This is a genomic window from Polaromonas sp. P1_H6 (assembly GCF_056405195.1).
The window spans coordinates 277,374-293,768 of record NZ_JBFUCN010000006.1; the positions used below are offsets into that span (position 1 = coordinate 277,374).

Consider the following 16,395-nt stretch of genomic DNA (forward strand, 5'->3'; position numbering starts at 1 on the left):
CAACCTTGGTGATCTTGATGTCTTTGACCAGCATCTCCTGCGTACATTTTCCAAACGTAGGCGTTGCTTCTCGCGTGGTGGTTTTCCCGGCCGGAACTGTCAACTGTTCAATGTCGTACGGCGGGTAAGACTCAAAAATAGATTTGTATTCAAAGAGCTCCTGACCCCCTGTATAGCGCGGCATGTCTCTGAAGTCCCGTCCGATCAAGGCCTCAACAATCGCTTTCGGTTCGTTGACCGGGTTGTCATTGGCCTGAGGGGCCGCGTTAAGTGCTGAGTGGAATGTGGTTACCGCAATGGCGGTACCTAAGGCAGAAAACGCGCGTAAAAGTAGAGTATTTCTTTGTTTGAATTTCACTAAATTATTTCCCGTAGGTTATTGGAAATTTGTACATCAAGGTCAGAGCCCTTCATAAGCTGACGCAGCGATCTCAGATAGGTGATAGCCACCACCTTCACTCTCATTCAATCGAAGCAGTACATACCTTGATCCCTTGTAGTACTGCGCCTTGATAAGAAACTCCGGCATTCCGTCGCCGTCAATGTCGGTGGTCCATACCTTGGCGGGTCCGTACTTTGAAAAGCCCATAGGCTCACTCAAGGTGATGAATGAGGTCGTTCCATCTTCATTCGCCATCACCAGCGACCAGCGATCAAGCTGCTCACATCCCGTGGCTGCCAGCCAGTGCATGCTTTGCTGGCCGTTGGGAAAAATCTTGGCCTTCATCGGTAACACGAGCGTTGAGGGCATAAAGTCATCCGAAGACCCGCATTGTTTGGCGCCATTGCTGCTGAACTGATGCAACCAGGCAAGCAGCCAGGGGAATCTGCGCAGTGATTCAAGACGATTCTTTGGCGTCACCTCGGCCGCGCCCTCGTGCGACTGAAGGCGGATGTCGGCGACCTCATTACGCCCTGTTAAACCGATTACAGGCTCGGCGTAACTTTTGTTGAGTTTTAGGGGAGTCTTTGCCTGGGTGCTTTGCCCCAAAAACAAGCATGCGCCGTTGGCGGGAGCATGGGCCTCGTTGAGCCACTGGTAGGGTGCATCAAAAGAACGCCCCTCAGGCAGGCTATGGCTGCTGACAACCCACCACACCTCATGAGCCAAGCCATCGGGTAGCGCGATGTCTGGAGTTTCCAGCACCAGCCCTGTGTTCGGCGCCCCCTTGACTTGAAAAACTCCATCCTCGTCGGCACGTGCCCTGAACCCTGGCTGTTGGCACAACTCCGAGGCATCCATATACACCCGGTCGCCATACTTGAATCCGATGAATATCTTTTCCTTGGGAACATCGTCCAGTTGCAGGTGCCATGTAGGCCCCTTTTCCTCAACCCATTGAGCCCCTTGGGAGGCGGAAAGGGCATTTTTCTCCAAGAGGTGCTGGAACACCGCTACACAGACCAGCCCACTGGACACCAATATCAACATGACGACGGCCATGCTGATACCTGTTGGTTTTTCCTTTAACTCTGATCGCACTGTCATTGCCGACTCCTGTGTCATCCATCGTTGAAGATGACCGGAGTGCTGCAAGTTCATGCTCACCTCCCTGTCATTTTTTCAACATGGACCATACTTTGGGACGTCGAGAGTTCTCCGGTAAATTGTCCGCACCCGGATATTGATTGTTGGAAATGGGCAGGTAAATTGAATGCCTAGCGGCTTGAGATGAGTGCGTGTTTATTTATGCCCCTGCGCAGAAGAGTTTTAGTCGTTCATCAATCATTTTCGAGAATGCTTGCTCGTAGCTGCGTACAAGCAGGGGATCCTCGAAAAGTACACCGCTGGACTCACTGATGCGCGCACTGCAGTAGCTTCGGAACCCGGGATCATTGGCGACCCGCACGGCAGTATCGATGTATTGAGCGGCTGAATCTGCGACCAGCTCCATGAACTCCATCGCCAAATACATGCCGTAGGTGTACCGCTCCCGTTGCATCACGCCGGGCATGGTCACGATAGGTACGCCCATAGCGAAAATCTCCAGGCTGGTGTTCTGTCCATTGAAGTGCAAGGTATCGAGCGCGACATCCGCGCAGTTGATCAGACCAAGGAAGCGGTCATACGGCAGAAATCGCAAGAAAATAATTCGACTGGCTACCGCCGGCATAGCCGCTGCCCAGCGGCGCTGCAGCGCGGGCCGCATGGTCTCTTGCCCCGTGTCAACCACCACGATTTTTGCAGCGGTGTCTTTTTCCAGAATGCCCTTGAACAGGGCATCCATGGCGGGGGGCATTTTGTAGAGCGTCTGCGGGCAGACGTAAAGACGGTCTGATGCCGTGAATCCAAAATCTTGCCTGGTGCAGGGTGGCGGCGCTGGAGGGCGGTAATAGTAGGCGAGAGTGCCGGCAGCCGGGAGCTGGATCAATCGTTCCGAGTAATGATCTTGTGCACCTTCAATTTCATAGTTTTCGGAAGAGATCACGTAGTCCAGATTGGGAATGCCTGTCGTGTCGGGGTGGCCGAACGATGTGAGTTGCACTGGCGCCAGGCGACTGAAAGCCAGCAAGAGACTCAAGGGCTCCATTCCTATATCCTGGAAAAACAGGATATCGAGGCCTAGCTCTGCAATGGTTTCCCTTGCCGCCTGGAGGTCGTGCGAAACCGTCACGACGGCGTCCGCCGAGCTGTCAATCAACTGTGCCATTGGGTCTCTGGGCGAACTACCCAGCCTGATCACAAAGACTTCGTGCGTGTTTCGGTCTATGTGTTTAATAAGGCCGCGTGAAACGTTCCCGATACTGTGTTCGTAAAAGAATGCCGAGGCGAATCCCAGCTTGACACGACCACGAGGGCCTGTCCATGAGCGCGTATGCGGTGCGACCCAGGCGAGTGAGGGCGCTGCTTTGAGATGCAGTCGCGCTATTTGCTCAACCAGATCCTTGTTGTTGACGCCATGGTAAGAAAGCGGGAAGTGTGTTGACGGGCACCGTAACGGGTCGGCAATGGCCGCGCTACCGGCTTCGAGAGCTTGCAACCTGTTTGCCAGATCGGCTCTTGCCTCGGCGATATAGGCTTGGCTTGGGGCAATCTTTTGGATCAAAAGGGCTTGCCGGAGAAGGTAGGCCATTGCGTTCTCGGGAGAAACCTGCGCAAGCCTGCTCAAGGTTTTTGAGGCGCCGGCCATGTCCTGGGCGAACTCCTGGAGTTTGGCCAGGTTCTCTAATGCGCCTATATTTTCTGGCTCGATCTTTATGGCCTTGCCAAATAACTCCGCGGCTTCTGCATGTTCACCACGTATGAACAAGGCCGAGCCCAGGTTGCACAGGGCACTCACGTGGCGAGGCTGAACTTCGAGTGCGGCGCGAAAGTGTTCCTCCGCGGTCGTGAGGTCAGCAATTTGCGTTGCGCGAATGCCTTGATTGTGCAAGCAGTCGGCGAGAAACCCCCTTGCATACAAAGCATCCTTGCCGTACTTGATGGCCTTTCTGCAAAGTTCTGCAGCACCCAGGAAATCACCCGAACGGGCGCACGACTGGGCCTGCACAAGATATGTATGCATCAATACTTCAATCTGAACAATGGGAAGCGGGGGGTGCGCCGCGGCTGCCGCGATGGAGCCGGCTGTGATGTCTTGCCGAAAATTCACGCTGGGTTCCCTGAATTTTTTCAAAGTCAGACCATACGTGGGGCAATCGGGAGTTCTTTGACGAATTGTCCGCAGCAGGATATTGATTGTTGGAAAAAATACTGCGGTGGTGAATTTGGGTCATCGGCAAGTGACCATGAGCTAGAACTTGCTGGGTATTCGCGCGGGATGTTTCTGAGCGGACTCGTCAAGCCCTGGTTTTCCGCGACCGGGGCCGAGGCACTCCAAAGACGGGCTCAAGCCCGGTACTCAGCCATCAACCTGAACACCCGCTCCTCCCCCTCATGCCGCGCGGCCGCCGTGCCCAGGTATTCCTCGAGCTGCATATTCGCCGCGAGTTCGCGGCGCGCGTGCTGGCTGGCGACGATAGCGCCCGGTGCGGCCACGCTGTTCAGGTGCAGCGCGACGTTGGCGCCCTGGTTGCGGCTGGTGGCGTCGTGTTGCGAGGCCGGCGTCACGCTGTGGATGCCGCCCGAGATTTCGAGCCGCACACCGTGCTGGACTTCCAGCAAACGGCTTCTGCGTTGCACGCGTGTGCATAAGTCCATGGCGGCGACGGCCGCCTGCTGCAGGTTCTGCGCGCTGCTGTCTCCCTGTTCAAAATGAAACAGCATGCAGTCGCCGAGCACACCGGCACTCTCGCCCTGGCCGCCTTGCACGGCGTTGGCGCACCAGCGCATTTGCTGTTCGCGCATCTCCTGCAGGTAGGCCAGGGCCAGTGAGGAATTCCTCGCGGGGTACAGGCGCAGGGCGACGCACAGGATGCCCAGGGCATGCTCGGCACTGTGGGTGTCCTCCCGGATGTCCATGCTGTCCAGCGTCAGCTGCCTGGCGCCGGCGACGGGGGCTGGCGGTGCGGAGGGCGCCTGGCGCGCGCCGTGCAGCTGCGCCAGGCACTGCACCAGGTCGAGGTAGAGGCCGGCCGCGTCGGCCGCGCGTTGCTGAAGGTCTTTTTGCAGGGCCTGCCGCAGCAGCGGCGCCAGCGGGTGGCCTGTCAGCTCTTCGGGCAGGGCATGGGCTGTGTCACTGAGCTGGCGCTGCAGCACTTCGCCGACGTCCGTGCCCTGCACGCAGGGCCGGCCGCTCAGGCATTCGAGAAACACCAGGGCCCAGGCATAGATGTCGGTCGCCGGCGTGCAGGCTTCGCCGCGCAGCTGCTCGGGCGCGCAGTAGGCGGGTGTGCCCTCGGCGCCGGCCTCGAAGCGCGGCTCGCCCTGGTGGCTGGCCAGCCCGAAGTCGAGCAGCTTGAGCTGCAGCGCCGGGCCGGTGGAGACGACCATGATGTTCTCGGGCTTGAGGTCGCGGTGCACGACCTGGTGCTGGTGCAAAAAGGTCAGGGCGTCCAGCAGCTGCGCCATCAGGGCCATCGTGTCTTGCAGGGGCAGGCCGCCGTTGCGCTGCAGGAAATCCCTGAGTGTTTCGCCGGGGATGAATTCAAGCACCGCGAAAAGCAGCCCGCCGGCGGCCATGCCTTTGTCGATGAGCCGCACCACGTGCGCATGCTGCAGCATGGCCAGCACGCGGGTCTCCTGGTGCAGGCGCTGCTGCACGCGCCGGTTGGCCGCGGGGTCGTCGGCGGAAGCCGGATGGGGAATCTTGATGGCGACGAACTGGCCGGTGCTGCGCTGCCTGGCCTTGAAGACCTGGCCCGATGCGCCTTGCCCCAGCAAGCCCAGCGGCTGGTAACCCGGCACGCCCACGGGAAAGCCGTGCGTGGGCACCCGCGTCATGGTCGGGGGCGGGGGTCAGGCCAGCAGCGATTCTTCAGGCAGGCTCTGGCCGCCGGCCAGTGGGTCGAAGTCGGCCTCCAGCGCGCCGCCGCGGATGATGCGAAAGCGCAGGCCGCCGAAGCGCAGCGAGCCGCGGCGGCGCTCTATGAGTTCGGGCACGCGCGCGCCCTGCGGCATGGCGAGCGCAAGCTGCTTGCGCATGCGGAAGATCTGGATGTTCAGGTGGCCGGGCTCCAGGCCCAGCATCTTGGCCAGGCGATCGAGTTCGACCCAGCCCTGCGCGTGCGGTGTGAGCTGGCGCTGCGCATCGGCCAGCCGCAGCCGCGCCAGGATCAGCAGCGCGTAGTGGTGCGAACGTTCACCGAGGTTGAGGTGCAGGCCGGCGTCGTGCAGTTCCAGCCATGCGTGTTCCTCGTCCTGGCTGACTTTGAAGAACAGCGCCGGCTGCGCCCGCTTCAAGAGGGCCCTGCCGCCGGCCATGCAGTCCATGGTCGAGGCCACCTCGGCCGCCAGCAGGAAGCACCAGGACTTGCCGGCGAAGCGGACCTCGTCGCCGTCTTCCAGCAGCCAGCTGCCTTCGGGGGTGGTGCGCACCCATTGGCCGGTGTCGCTGCGGTGGATGGACAGCTCGGCGGCCACGCCCTGCGGCAGCAGGTTGGAGTGGCCCAGGGGAATGTAGGGATCGTCATGTCCCAGCGGCCACAACAGGTTGCGCGGCGGGGACAGGTCTTCCACCAGCCAGGCGGCCCCGCCTTCGCGCCCGAAGGCCAGGGTGCCGCCGACGCGCAGCGGAAGGCCCTTGGTGTTGGAGAGCAGCGCGCCGTCGAGCAGGGTGCCGTTGCGGCTGTGGTCGTGCAGTTCCCAGGCCTTGCCGGTCCAGCGTATCGACGCGTGCAGCTGCGAGGCGTCTGGGTTTTCAAGCAGGGTGTCGGCGGAACGGCCGCGCCCGAAGACATGGTGTGCCCGCAGATAGATTTTGCGCTGCGTGGCGCGGTTTTTCAGAATAGCCACTTGCCTTCTCCCCTTCTTGGCATCAAGCCCATGGCATGAGCCATCGCTCTGCGGCGTTGTGCATCCTGCCAGTGTTGGAAAACCGTATCGGTCGGCGCAGTATCTGCGAGACGTTCAATCATCGTCAAGCGCCGCGGCGCCGTATTTACAGAACAACTCCGTTTCGGCATTAATTGCCTTGATTCGGCTATACATGGCGGCGTGTTCAGGAGGAGCCCGCGAGCCGTGCTTTCACACACAGCATGACCTGATTCGAAACGCAGTTCAATCGGGACTTTCCGCCTGCATGGCGATGGCCGGCGGCAGGGCGCATGGGCCTTAAGTCAAAACGTTTCGCCGGAAAAATTGCGCGAGCGCGTTTGAACCTCAAAGTGTTAGCAATGCGGGGCGCGGCGCCGGCCGCGTGTAATGCGCTGTAATCGCCAGCGCACGGACCCGCGCCGACAATTTCTTCAGCGATGCGACGGCTGCCCTTCGCAGCGAACCCCTTTTCGGAGAAGTCCATGCCTACCCTCAGCGACGACCAACGCAACCTGCTGGCCCCGGCCGGTGAAGACCATCCGCGCGATGGCGAAATCGTGCCGACCTCGGACCAGCCGCCCTTCATCTTTTCCGCCTGCTGGGGCTGGGCCCTGACGGGCGAGTACGAGAGCGCAAACAACGCCTACACCGCGCCCACCATCTACAACTCCGGCGAGGGTGCTTTTGTGTTCGACAACGAGCGCGTGCCCACCGGCCTCAATGCCGATTTCTTCGCCATGACGGACGACATTTTTCCGCAGACGGTGCCCTTTCACGGGGTGCTGGCCGACAACCTGCAGGCCGCGCTGGACGGCGACGAAGACGCGCAGGATGCCTGCCGCGTGGCCCTGATGACCATCACCGCGCAGCTCAACGGCCACACGGTGCTCGACGACGAAGGCTCGGACGTCTACACCATGATCATGAAATCCAGCAGCTGGTACGGCTGGGACCACTGGGCGCTGGGCGTGCAGGCCACCGACGGCGTGACCACCACCTTCCAGCAGAAAGTCAGCGGCAGCCTGGCCACTCCAAAGAAGCTGAAATACAACTGCGGCGAGGTGTGGGACAACCACCTTGCGCTGGAGACGGTGCTCAGGATCGACGGCCTGCAGCAGGCGCAGGTCGACATGCTCAACAACGTCGTCTGAGGGAGGCGAACATGTTGATGAGAGGCATAGACGTCAGCCACTACCAGGGCAGCATCAACTGGCCGCAGGTGGCCGGCAGCGATGTGGCTTTTTGTTTTATCAAAGCCACCGAGGGGATTTACGTCGTGGATCCTTTTTTCAAGGAGAACTGGGCGGGGTCCGCAGCCGCCGGTTTGCAGCGCGGCGCCTACCACTTCGGGCGCCCGGGCACCGATGCGCCAACCCAGGCCCAGCAGTTTTTCGCGACCGTGGGTGCACTGGGGCCGAACGATTTGCCGCCGGTGCTGGACATCGAAACCCTGGACGGATGCGGCGCCCAGGCCGTGCTGCAGTGGGTGCTGGATTTCACCGCCGCCGCCGACGCCTTGTTCGGGCGCCAGACCATGATTTACACCGACGGCGGGTTCTGGCAGAGCCTCGCGTCCCTGCCGGGCTGCCAGCCGCTGGGCGCGCGGCCGCTGTGGCTGGCCGACTACGCGGCGCAGCCCAGCGTTCCCGCGCCCTGGCAGGCGTGGTCGTGCTGGCAGTACAGCGACGGCACCATCAATGGCGGAACGCTTGTGCCCGGCGTAGCCGGCGATGTGGACCAGAACTGGTTCCAGCCGGAAGCCTTTGAAGCGCTGACCGGCTCTCAACCCCAAACCACTTCCGGCCAAGGACTCTCATGACCCCTTACGTGGCCCTCAGCAAGGTATCCAGGGCAACGCCCCACCGCGGTACACGGTCTGGTACGCGCGGCAGGCGTCTTTGAGCCGGCTTACTGGTCTTTGTCCGCCTTGAGTTCGCCCTTGGCGGCATCGTAGACAAACAACCGCTTGGCCAGCGCGGGCTGGTAGTTGAGCATGTCGATCAGGAAGCTCAGCGCGCCCAGGTTGTTGCCGAGCCGGTCGAAGGCGCCGGCCGTCTGGGCCTGCTGTTCGTCGGCGCCGGGCTTGAGCATGCGCTCGACCAGCTCGCGCATGTGCGTCACCGCCAGCGCCGCCTGGTCCAGGCCCAGCATGGAGAGCACGCCTTGCATCTGCGCCAGCTGCCCGGGCACCACGGCCAGCAGCTTCGTGTCCTCGGGCGTGCGGAAAAACTGGTCCAGCGATTTTTCGAGCGCGGCGAGGGACGAGTGCAACTCGCCCACCACGCTGCCCATGGTCTGCTTGTCGTTGACGCGCTGGTAGAGCTGCTCCATCCACGACTCCAGCGGCTGCGCCTGCCCGCCCTTGCGCGCGCTCTCGAGCCGCTCGGCGAGCCGCGCCGTGCGCGCCCACAGCTGGGGATCGTTGGGATCGAAGTCGTCGAACACGGCCTCCAGGAAGAGCACGGCGGTGGCGAATTCGAGCCCCAGTTCGGGGCTGGGCGCCTGACCGGAGCTGACCGTGCTTTCAATCACGCGTCCCATGGCGCGGGCCAGCGATTCGCTGGGCGGGTGCAGCTTGACCAGCGAATCCGTGACCAGGCTGAACTGGTCGGTCAGTGTCTTGAATTTGCCGAGGTCGCCCGCGGTCGCCGCGGACCAGGTTTCCTTGGCCGAGCCGATGCGTTTGCGGGCCTGGGCGATCAGGGCCGGCGCGAAGCGGCCGAACTGCAGCGATTCATAGTCGACCGGCTTGAAGCGTTTCAAGCCGTAGGCCGAGCGCACCGCCGACAGCACGGGCGAATCGGCGGCGCGCTGGACCTTGGCCTGGGAGCACAGGAAGAGCAGGTCTTCGGCGAGCCGGGCCGAGGCCTCGGTGCCTTTGGCCAGCCACACGTATTGCAGCAGCACGCGCAGGGTCGCGCGCTTGACGTAGAGGTCGACGTTCAGCAGGCCCTGCGCCAGCGCCTCGAAAAAGCCGGCGGCGATTTTCCAGAAGGTCCTGGACTCGATGCCGGTTTGCGTCCAGGCGAAACCCAGGCAGATGTCGCTGAGGCTGCGCGCGGCCTCCGGGGCGCCGGTGCGGATCAGGGTCAGCATCAGCTTGTCGAGCAGCTGCCGGGTTTCATCGCCGTATTCGCAGGCGGGGACGGTGATGTCCAGCACCGGCTCAATCCAGCGCCATTCGAAAACCCAGAGGTCGGCGGGGTGGACGCGGTCGGCGCCGACCAGGCCCTGGATGTCGCGGTACTGGGGAAACAGGGACACGGCCGAGCCCGGCTTGCCCGCCAGGACGTTTTCCAGGTAGTGGACGATGGAGAAGCCGGCGAGCTCGATCTTGCCCGCGGCGTCCGGCGTGCACAGCGCCGGCGACTGGATGAATTTCTGCACCGCCGTTTCCATGGCGCGCAGCACCAGCGCCGGGGCGCTCATGCCCACCATTTCGAGCGCGCCCACGGCCTGGTGCAACTGCTGGCGTGCGGTGCGCAACTGGGTCGCGTCCAGGGCGCCGATGTCGGAGTTCCGCCCGGCCTCGGCCTCGCGCATAAAACGCTTGAGGGCCTTGGTGGAGCCTTCCAGCGATTTGCGCAATTCTTCCAGCACCCAGGCCAGGGGGCCGAGGTCCAGCAGGGTCAGGTCGAGTTCGGCGGGCGCTGAATTCAGGTCGTGTAGTTGCATGGGGTCAGGTCAGTGGGGGGCTGAAGTTCGAATCGTGGAAATCGTGGAAATCGTGGAAACCGTTGGAATCGTGGATTTGGGTAAAACGCTGCGTTTCGCGGGGCCTCCTCCTGTCGCAGGAGGCGCTGGCCGCAGTCTATCCGCGTCCTTGCCGAATCAGAAGGGGAAAATACGGATGGGTTTACCCGGGCCGACCGGCGGTGGGGCGGGCGCGACAGACAGGCGCCGGCCGGGGGAAATGCGTGATGCACGCTATCGGCTTATAGCCGCCGGGACGGCCGCGTCTCTGCTATTCTGGTTTCAACGCGTGCGCGGTGTGATGGCGCCTTGTTGGCGGCCACCGCCGCCGGGCGCGCGAGGACGGCAGCCTTGGTTTCAGACGCTAACCCTAATTCATTACCCTCTTCGCCACCGGCCGCGGCCGGCGCCTTGACGGACTCGCCCGCGATGCGCGGTGCGGGCCGTGACCCGCTGTCGCTGGCGCTGATGGATGCGCGCAACAACACCCTGCACCTGTTCGCGCAATACCAGCATGCGATGGAGGCCGGCTTCAGCCTGCCGCGGCTGGCCAACGTGAACCCGCCGCTGTGGGAGCTCGGCCATGTGGGCTGGTTCCAGGAGTGGTGGATTGCCCGCAACATGCAGCGCGTCCTCGGCACACGCTGCGCGCCCACGCAGACCCGGCTGGCCTCCATAGAACCGAACGCGGACCGCTGGTGGGGCGCGCAGGTGCCGCACGCCATGCGCTGGACGCTGGACCTGCCCGACATGGCGAATTGCCGGGCCTACCTGCTGGATACGCTGGAAGCCACGCTGGACCTGCTCGAAAAAACCGCGCCTGCCGGCCGGGGCGGGGAGGGCGGCGAGGCCGGAGACGACGCGTTGTACTTCTATCGCCTGTGCCTGTTCTTCGAGGACATGCGCGGCGAAGCGCTGGTGCGCGGCGCGCAGACCCTGGGCCTGGCGCTCGATAAACCTCTGCAGGAGGCCTTCACGCCGGCGCCCATGGCGCTGCGCGATCCCCTGCTGGTCCCGGCCACGGTGTGGCAAATGGGCAGCGATGGTGGCGTGGGTGGCGCGGGTTTTGCGTTTGACAATGAACAGGCGGTGCATGCCGTCAGCGTGCCGGAGTTCGAGATCGACGCCCAGCCCGTCAGCTGGGCGCAGTATGTCGAGTTCGTCGGCGACGGCGGCTACGACCGCGAGGAGCTCTGGCACCCGGACGGCTGGCGCTGGCTGCAGGGCCAGGCGGCGGGCGAGGGCCGGCGCGGCCCGCGTTATGTGGACCAGATCGGCATCTCCAGCGGCGCGGTGATACAGAACCGTTTCGGCGTGCCGCGCCGCATGCAGGGCACGCAGCCCGCCATGCATGTGAGCTGGTGGGAGGCCGATGCCTGGTGCCGCTGGGCGGGGCGCCGCCTGCCGGCCGAAGTCGAGTGGGAACTGGCCGCGCACGCGGCGGCGCGGCGCGGTTTCCACTGGGGCAATGTCTGGGAGTGGATGGGCAGCAGCTTCAGGCCTTATCCGGGTTTTGCGCCCGGCCCCTGGCAAGCCTATTCGCAGCCGCGCTTCGGCACGCACAAGGTGCTGCGCGGCGCTTCATTTGCGACACGCGCGCGCATGAAGAACCCGAAGCACCGCGGCTTTGCCCTGCCGGGGCGGGACGACCTGTTCTGCGGTTTCCGTTCCTGCGCGCTGTGAAAGCGGGGGACACGGCTTACGTGGTTCAGGCGGCCTTGCCGGGTTTTTCCTTGCGGAAGGTCCACCAGGGCAGGGTGGCGCGCAGGGACAGCACCTTGCCGCTCTGGGCCTGCTTGCCGCTGTAGCCGGGCAGTTCCTCCAGCGTGGCCTGCCAGTCGCGGCTTTGCAATTCGGTGAGCAGCGCCTGCACCTGCGGTGTGGGCAGCTCGGACTTCAGGCAGACCAGGTGGTAGCGCTCCTGCGCCAACGGCACAAAGCCCAGGCCTTTTTCACGCGCCGCCGCTTCGATGCCCAGGCCCGCGTCGGCCGCGTCGCTGGCGACGGCCTGGGCCACGGCCGTGTGCGAAGGCTCCTGGCGCGGGTAGCCCGCGACCGATGAAGCGGCCACGCCGGCCTTGGCCAGCAGTTCGTCGAGCAGCACGCGCGTGCCCGTGCCTTCGGCGCGGTTGACGTAGCGCAGGCCGGGCCGCGCCAGGTCGGCGATGCCGGTGATGCCGAGCGGGTTGCCCTTGGCCACGATCAGGCCTTGCGTGCGGTGGGCGAAGCCGATCAGCTTGTGCAGGCCGGGCTTGAGCAGGTTGCGGTAGCTGCGCGCGGTGACGGAATGGCTGCCCGGTTGCTCCAGCGTGTGGAAGCCGGCCATCATGCAGCGCCCGGCGTTCAGCGCCGCGATCGCGTCCACGCTGCCCATGAAGCGGATGTCCAGGTGCAGCCCGTGCGGGGCGGCCTGTTCGCGCAGGGCGGACAGCGCCGCATCGTGGCTGGCATACAGCGTGAGCACATGGGCATCGTCGTCGAAGGCGGTGGAAAACGCGCGCTCGATGTCGCTGGTCAGGGCTTCGATCTGCGGCGCCAGCCGGGCCTGCGCCTGGCGCTCGGCCCACAGCAGCTTTTCACCGAACTCGGTGAGCCGCGCGCGCTGCCCCTTGTCCCAGACGATGAGCTCGCGCCCCAGCGTCTGCTCCCAGTCCTTGAGCGCGCCCCACACGTGGCGGTAAGACAAGTCCAGCGCCTTGGAAGCCTTGGAGATGGAGCCCTGCTCGCGCACCGCATGGAGCAGGTCCATCAGCGGGTTGCGTATCAGCGCGCTTTTGCCGCGCTGCGGTGTCAGCAGGTAGGAGAGTTCGACTTTGTACATGGCGGGGCGGAGAGTGGCTCGATTATGAGTGCAGGGGCCGGCGGGGCCGGGAGGGGCGGGCGGTGGGGGCGCGATCCGGCGGGCAACCTATGCAAACCCGTTCATAGCGATGATTCCTGATGTAAATCAAGGACTTAGGCCCTAGGCTAGAGTGCTCTCCAAATTCCCCAATGAACACCTTCTCCGACAGCGCCGCCACGGCCTTCTCCCTTATCACCTCGCTTGATCCCGTGCTGGCCGGCATCGTCGCCCGGTCGCTGGCCGTGAGCGCGTCGGCCTGCGTGATCGCCTGCGGCGGCGGCCTGCTGCTGGGCGCCTGGCTGGGCGTGTCGCGCTTTCGCGGCCGTGGCGCGGTGCTGGCGCTGCTCAACACCGCCTTGGCCCTGCCCTCGGTGGTGGTCGGGCTGGTGGTCTATCTGTTGCTGTCGCGCACCGGGCCGCTGGGCTTTCTGGGCTGGCTGTTTTCCTTCAAGGCCATGGTGCTGGCGCAGGCCGTGCTGGTGCTGCCGGTGGTCACCGCGCTGGTGCGCCAGGCGATCGAGGACGCCGACCGCAGCCACGGCGAGCAGTTCCAGTCGCTGGGCGCGGGCCGCTTCGTGCGCGGCCTGATCCTGCTGTGGGACGAGCGTTATGCCTTGCTCACGGTGCTGATCGCCGCCTTCGGCCGCGCCGTTTCGGAAGTCGGCGCGGTGATGGTGGTGGGCGGCAACATTGACGGCTTCACGCGCGTGATGACCACCGCGATCGCGCTGGAAACCAGCAAGGGCGACCTGCCGCTGGCACTGGCGCTTGGCATCGTGCTGCTGGGCGTGGTGCTGCTGCTCAACATCCTGATCGCTTGTGTGCGGCGCTGGCGCGAACAGTTCGACGACCGCCTGCCGGACCCGGCCAGCCTGGCCGCGCAGGGAGGCCCGGTATGACGCAGGTCTTCAACCTGCACGGCGTCGGCGTGCACTTCGGCCGTGTGCAGGCGCTCAGCGATTGCACGCTGCGCATCCAGGCCGGCGAACGGCTGGCGCTGGTGGGCTCCAACGGCAGCGGCAAAAGCACCCTGCTGCGGACCCTCAACGGCCTGGTCCGTCCCGTGGCCGGCAGCCTGCAACACGACACGCAGGCGCGCCAGGCCATGCTGTTCCAGCGGCCCTACATGTTGCGCGCCAGCGTGCTGCACAACGTGGCCCTGGGCCTGTGGCTGGGCGGCGTGCGCTGGCCGGATGCCAAGGCGAACGCGCGGGCCGCGCTGGAGCGCGTGGGCCTCGAAGGCCTGGCCACGCGCAATGCCAAGGCCCTGTCCGGCGGCCAGCAGCAGCGCGTGGCGCTGGCACGGGCCTGGGCGCTCAAGCCGCAGGTGCTGCTGCTCGACGAGCCCACGGCCAGCCTTGACCCCTCTGCCAAGCGCGAGGTGGAACGCCTCATGGCCGAGTTCGCCGATGCCGGCATGACGCTGATCTTCAGCAGCCATAACCTGGGCCAGGTCAAGCGCCTGGCGCAGCGCGTGATTTACCTGGAGCAGGGGCGCCTTGTCGCCGACCTGCCGGTGGCGGAATTTTTCAACGGACCCGTTCCCGCCGCGGCGGAAGCATTTTTAAAAGGAGAACTCGCATGATCACCTTGAAGACCCTCAGGACACTCGTTCTGGTCCCGCTGGCCATGGCGGCCACGCTGGCCGTGGCGCAAACCGGCACCATCGTGATGGCCTCCACCACCTCGACCGAGCAGTCGGGCCTGTTCCCCTACCTGCTGCCCGAGTTCAAGAAGGCCACGGGCATAGACATCAAGGTGGTGGCCGTCGGCACCGGCCAGGCCATCGACATGGGCCGGCGCGGCGACGCCGACGTGCTTTTTGTGCACGACCAGGTCGCCGAAGAGAAAGTCGTGGCCGAAGGCTTTGCGATCAAGCGCTTTCCGGTCATGTACAACGACTTCGTGCTGGTAGGCCCTGCGGCCGACCCGGCAAAAGCCAAGGGCAAGGACATCGTCGAGGCCCTGAAAAAACTCAGCGCGGCGAATGCCAACTTCGTCTCGCGCGGCGACAAGAGCGGCACCCATGCGGCCGAGTTGCGCTACTGGAAAAGCGCCGGCATCGAAACACCCGGCGACAAGCCGGCCTTTGCCAACTACAAAGCCTGCGGCTGCGGCATGGGCCCGGCGCTCAACATCGCGGCCAGCAGCGGCGGCTATGTGCTGGCCGACCGCGGCACCTGGCTGTCCTTCAAGAACCGCGGCGACCTGGCCGTGCTGGTTGAGGGCGACACACGGCTGTTCAACCAGTACGGTGTGATGGTGGTGAACCCTGCGAAGCATCCACAGACCAAGGCAGTCGAGGCGCAGAAGTTTGTGGACTGGGTGATTTCGCCTGCGGGCCAGGCGGTGATTGCGGGCTACAAGATTGGCGGCGAACAGCTGTTCTTCCCCAACGCGAACAAATGAGTTCCCCCCTGTCCATGCTCACTGCGTGTAGCCTGTTCCCCCCTCAAGGGGGCGGCGCCTGCGGTCTGGCAAAGCCAGTCCCGCGCCGCCTGCTGGCTTGGATTGCTGCTGTGCTTGTTTTTTCCGGAGGCCTGACTATGGCGCATGCCCAGTCGCCTGCAGCATCTGCTGAGGGTGCCGCGCCGCTGCGTGTTTACGCTGCGGGAAGCCTGCGCGAGGCGCTTACGGAGATTGCCCGCGTTTACGAATCACGCACGGGCCTCAAGACCCAGCTGACCTTTGGCGCCTCCGGCCTGCTGCGCGAACGCATTGAAAAAGGCGAGCCGGCGCAGGTGTTCGCATCGGCGGACACCCAGCATCCCCAGCGCCTGCATTCCATGGCCGGCAGCACGTGGGCGCAACCCACCCTGTTCGTGCGCAACCAGTTGTGCGCGCTGGCCGTGCCGGCGCTCAAGGCCGAACCGGACAGGCTGCTGGACCTGATGCTGGACCCGGCCGTCAAGCTAGGCACTTCCACGCCAAAGGCGGATCCCTCGGGCGACTATGCGTGGGCGCTGTTCCGCAAGGCCGATACCCTCAGGCCCGGCGCCTACGCGGCGCTGGACGCCAAGGCCCTCAAGCTCACCGGCTCGCCCGAGGCGCCCCCGCCGCCGCCCGGCCGGAGTGTGTATGAGTGGCTGATCAGCGAAGGCCGCGCCGACCTCTTCCTGACCTATTGCACCAATGCCGTGGCGGTGCAGAAGGAACTGCCCCGCATGAGCGTGGTGCAGATTCCGGCCGCTTTGCAGGTGAGTGCTGCTTATGGTTTGACTGCGCGGGGTGGGGACGTTGCGGCTGGGGAGTTTGCCGGCTTCTTGCTGTCGGCGACTGCGCAGGAGGTGTTTCGCCGATTTGGCTTCGGCGCGCCCTGAGGCCGGTTCTTGCTCCGGCGGGGCGCGCTCTTCTGAGTTCTGCTGGCCGGGGGTAGCCCGGCGGCTACTCACTTTTCTTTTGCTTCGCCAAAAGAAAAGTAAGCAAAAGAAAAGGCGACCCTGGTTGCTGCGTCCCTTCGCTTCGCTACGGGCAACCTGCGGTGCTCGGTTCAGGCGGGGTCTCG

Annotated in this window: 13 protein-coding genes; 7 read left to right on the top strand and 6 right to left on the bottom strand. The window is 64.2% G+C overall.

Going from position 1 to position 16,395, the window contains the following annotated elements:
• Nucleotides 1-400: 400 nt before the first annotated feature.
• From AC1D1F_RS08385 to AC1D1F_RS08400, 4 genes are all read right to left on the bottom strand, one after another.
• Complete coding sequence (locus AC1D1F_RS08385; protein WP_477677538.1) at nucleotides 401-1,543, bottom strand: hypothetical protein; 1,143 nt, start codon at nucleotides 1,541-1,543, stop codon at nucleotides 401-403.
• 145 nt (nucleotides 1,544-1,688) lie between these two features.
• Nucleotides 1,689-3,593: an O-linked N-acetylglucosamine transferase, SPINDLY family protein gene (locus AC1D1F_RS08390; protein ID WP_477696016.1), complete on the bottom strand. Its 1,905-nt coding sequence runs from the start codon at nucleotides 3,591-3,593 to the stop codon at nucleotides 1,689-1,691.
• 236 nt (nucleotides 3,594-3,829) lie between these two features.
• Nucleotides 3,830-5,323 carry a protein kinase domain-containing protein gene (locus AC1D1F_RS08395; protein WP_477696015.1) on the bottom strand — a complete coding sequence of 498 codons (1,494 nt, stop codon included), beginning with the start codon at nucleotides 5,321-5,323 and terminating at the stop codon, nucleotides 3,830-3,832.
• A 15-nt stretch (nucleotides 5,324-5,338) separates the two neighbouring features.
• A complete protein-coding gene (locus tag AC1D1F_RS08400) occupies nucleotides 5,339-6,334 on the bottom strand; it encodes an FHA domain-containing protein (RefSeq protein ID WP_477696014.1) in 996 nt (331 codons plus the stop codon).
• Nucleotides 6,335-6,837: 503 nt separating this feature from the next.
• Here AC1D1F_RS08400 and AC1D1F_RS08405 point away from each other — a divergent pair.
• Nucleotides 6,838-7,506: a hypothetical protein gene (locus AC1D1F_RS08405; RefSeq protein WP_477677534.1), complete on the top strand. Its 669-nt coding sequence runs from the start codon at nucleotides 6,838-6,840 to the stop codon at nucleotides 7,504-7,506.
• An 11-nt stretch (nucleotides 7,507-7,517) separates the two neighbouring features.
• Entirely contained in the window at nucleotides 7,518-8,174 is a 657-nt protein-coding gene (locus tag AC1D1F_RS08410) for a glycoside hydrolase family 25 protein (protein WP_477677533.1), read from the top strand.
• 89 nt (nucleotides 8,175-8,263) lie between these two features.
• Here the strand turns inward: AC1D1F_RS08410 and AC1D1F_RS08415 are convergent, their stop codons facing one another.
• Nucleotides 8,264-10,030, bottom strand: coding sequence for a FimL-related protein (locus AC1D1F_RS08415; RefSeq protein WP_477677532.1), 1,767 nt, complete (start codon nucleotides 10,028-10,030; stop codon nucleotides 8,264-8,266).
• A gap of 447 nt (nucleotides 10,031-10,477) precedes the next feature.
• On the opposite strand from AC1D1F_RS08415, the gene senA reads away from it, so the two are divergent.
• On the top strand, nucleotides 10,478-11,731 hold the full coding sequence (gene senA, locus AC1D1F_RS08420) for a selenoneine synthase SenA (RefSeq protein ID WP_477696061.1): 1,254 nt from the start codon (nucleotides 10,478-10,480) through the stop codon (nucleotides 11,729-11,731).
• 25 nt (nucleotides 11,732-11,756) lie between these two features.
• Here senA and AC1D1F_RS08425 read toward each other — a convergent pair whose 3' ends face one another.
• Nucleotides 11,757-12,869 carry a substrate-binding domain-containing protein gene (locus tag AC1D1F_RS08425; RefSeq protein ID WP_477677531.1) on the bottom strand — a complete coding sequence of 371 codons (1,113 nt, stop codon included), beginning with the start codon at nucleotides 12,867-12,869 and terminating at the stop codon, nucleotides 11,757-11,759.
• Nucleotides 12,870-13,039: 170 nt separating this feature from the next.
• On the opposite strand from AC1D1F_RS08425, the gene AC1D1F_RS08430 reads away from it, so the two are divergent.
• From AC1D1F_RS08430 to AC1D1F_RS08445, 4 genes are all read left to right on the top strand, one after another.
• Nucleotides 13,040-13,789, top strand: a complete 750-nt coding sequence (locus tag AC1D1F_RS08430; RefSeq protein WP_477682195.1) for an ABC transporter permease — start codon at nucleotides 13,040-13,042, stop codon at nucleotides 13,787-13,789.
• The gene (locus AC1D1F_RS08435; protein WP_477677529.1) at nucleotides 13,786-14,475 is read left to right on the top strand and encodes an ABC transporter ATP-binding protein; all 690 of its coding nucleotides are present in this window, start codon (nucleotides 13,786-13,788) and stop codon (nucleotides 14,473-14,475) included. Before AC1D1F_RS08430 ends, AC1D1F_RS08435 begins: the two co-directional genes overlap by 4 nt.
• Complete coding sequence (locus AC1D1F_RS08440; protein ID WP_477677528.1) at nucleotides 14,472-15,299, top strand: ABC transporter substrate-binding protein; 828 nt, start codon at nucleotides 14,472-14,474, stop codon at nucleotides 15,297-15,299. Before AC1D1F_RS08435 ends, AC1D1F_RS08440 begins: the two co-directional genes overlap by 4 nt.
• 137 nt (nucleotides 15,300-15,436) lie before the next feature.
• Entirely contained in the window at nucleotides 15,437-16,210 is a 774-nt protein-coding gene (locus AC1D1F_RS08445; protein ID WP_477696013.1) for a molybdate ABC transporter substrate-binding protein, read from the top strand.
• Nucleotides 16,211-16,395: the final 185 nt, after the last annotated feature.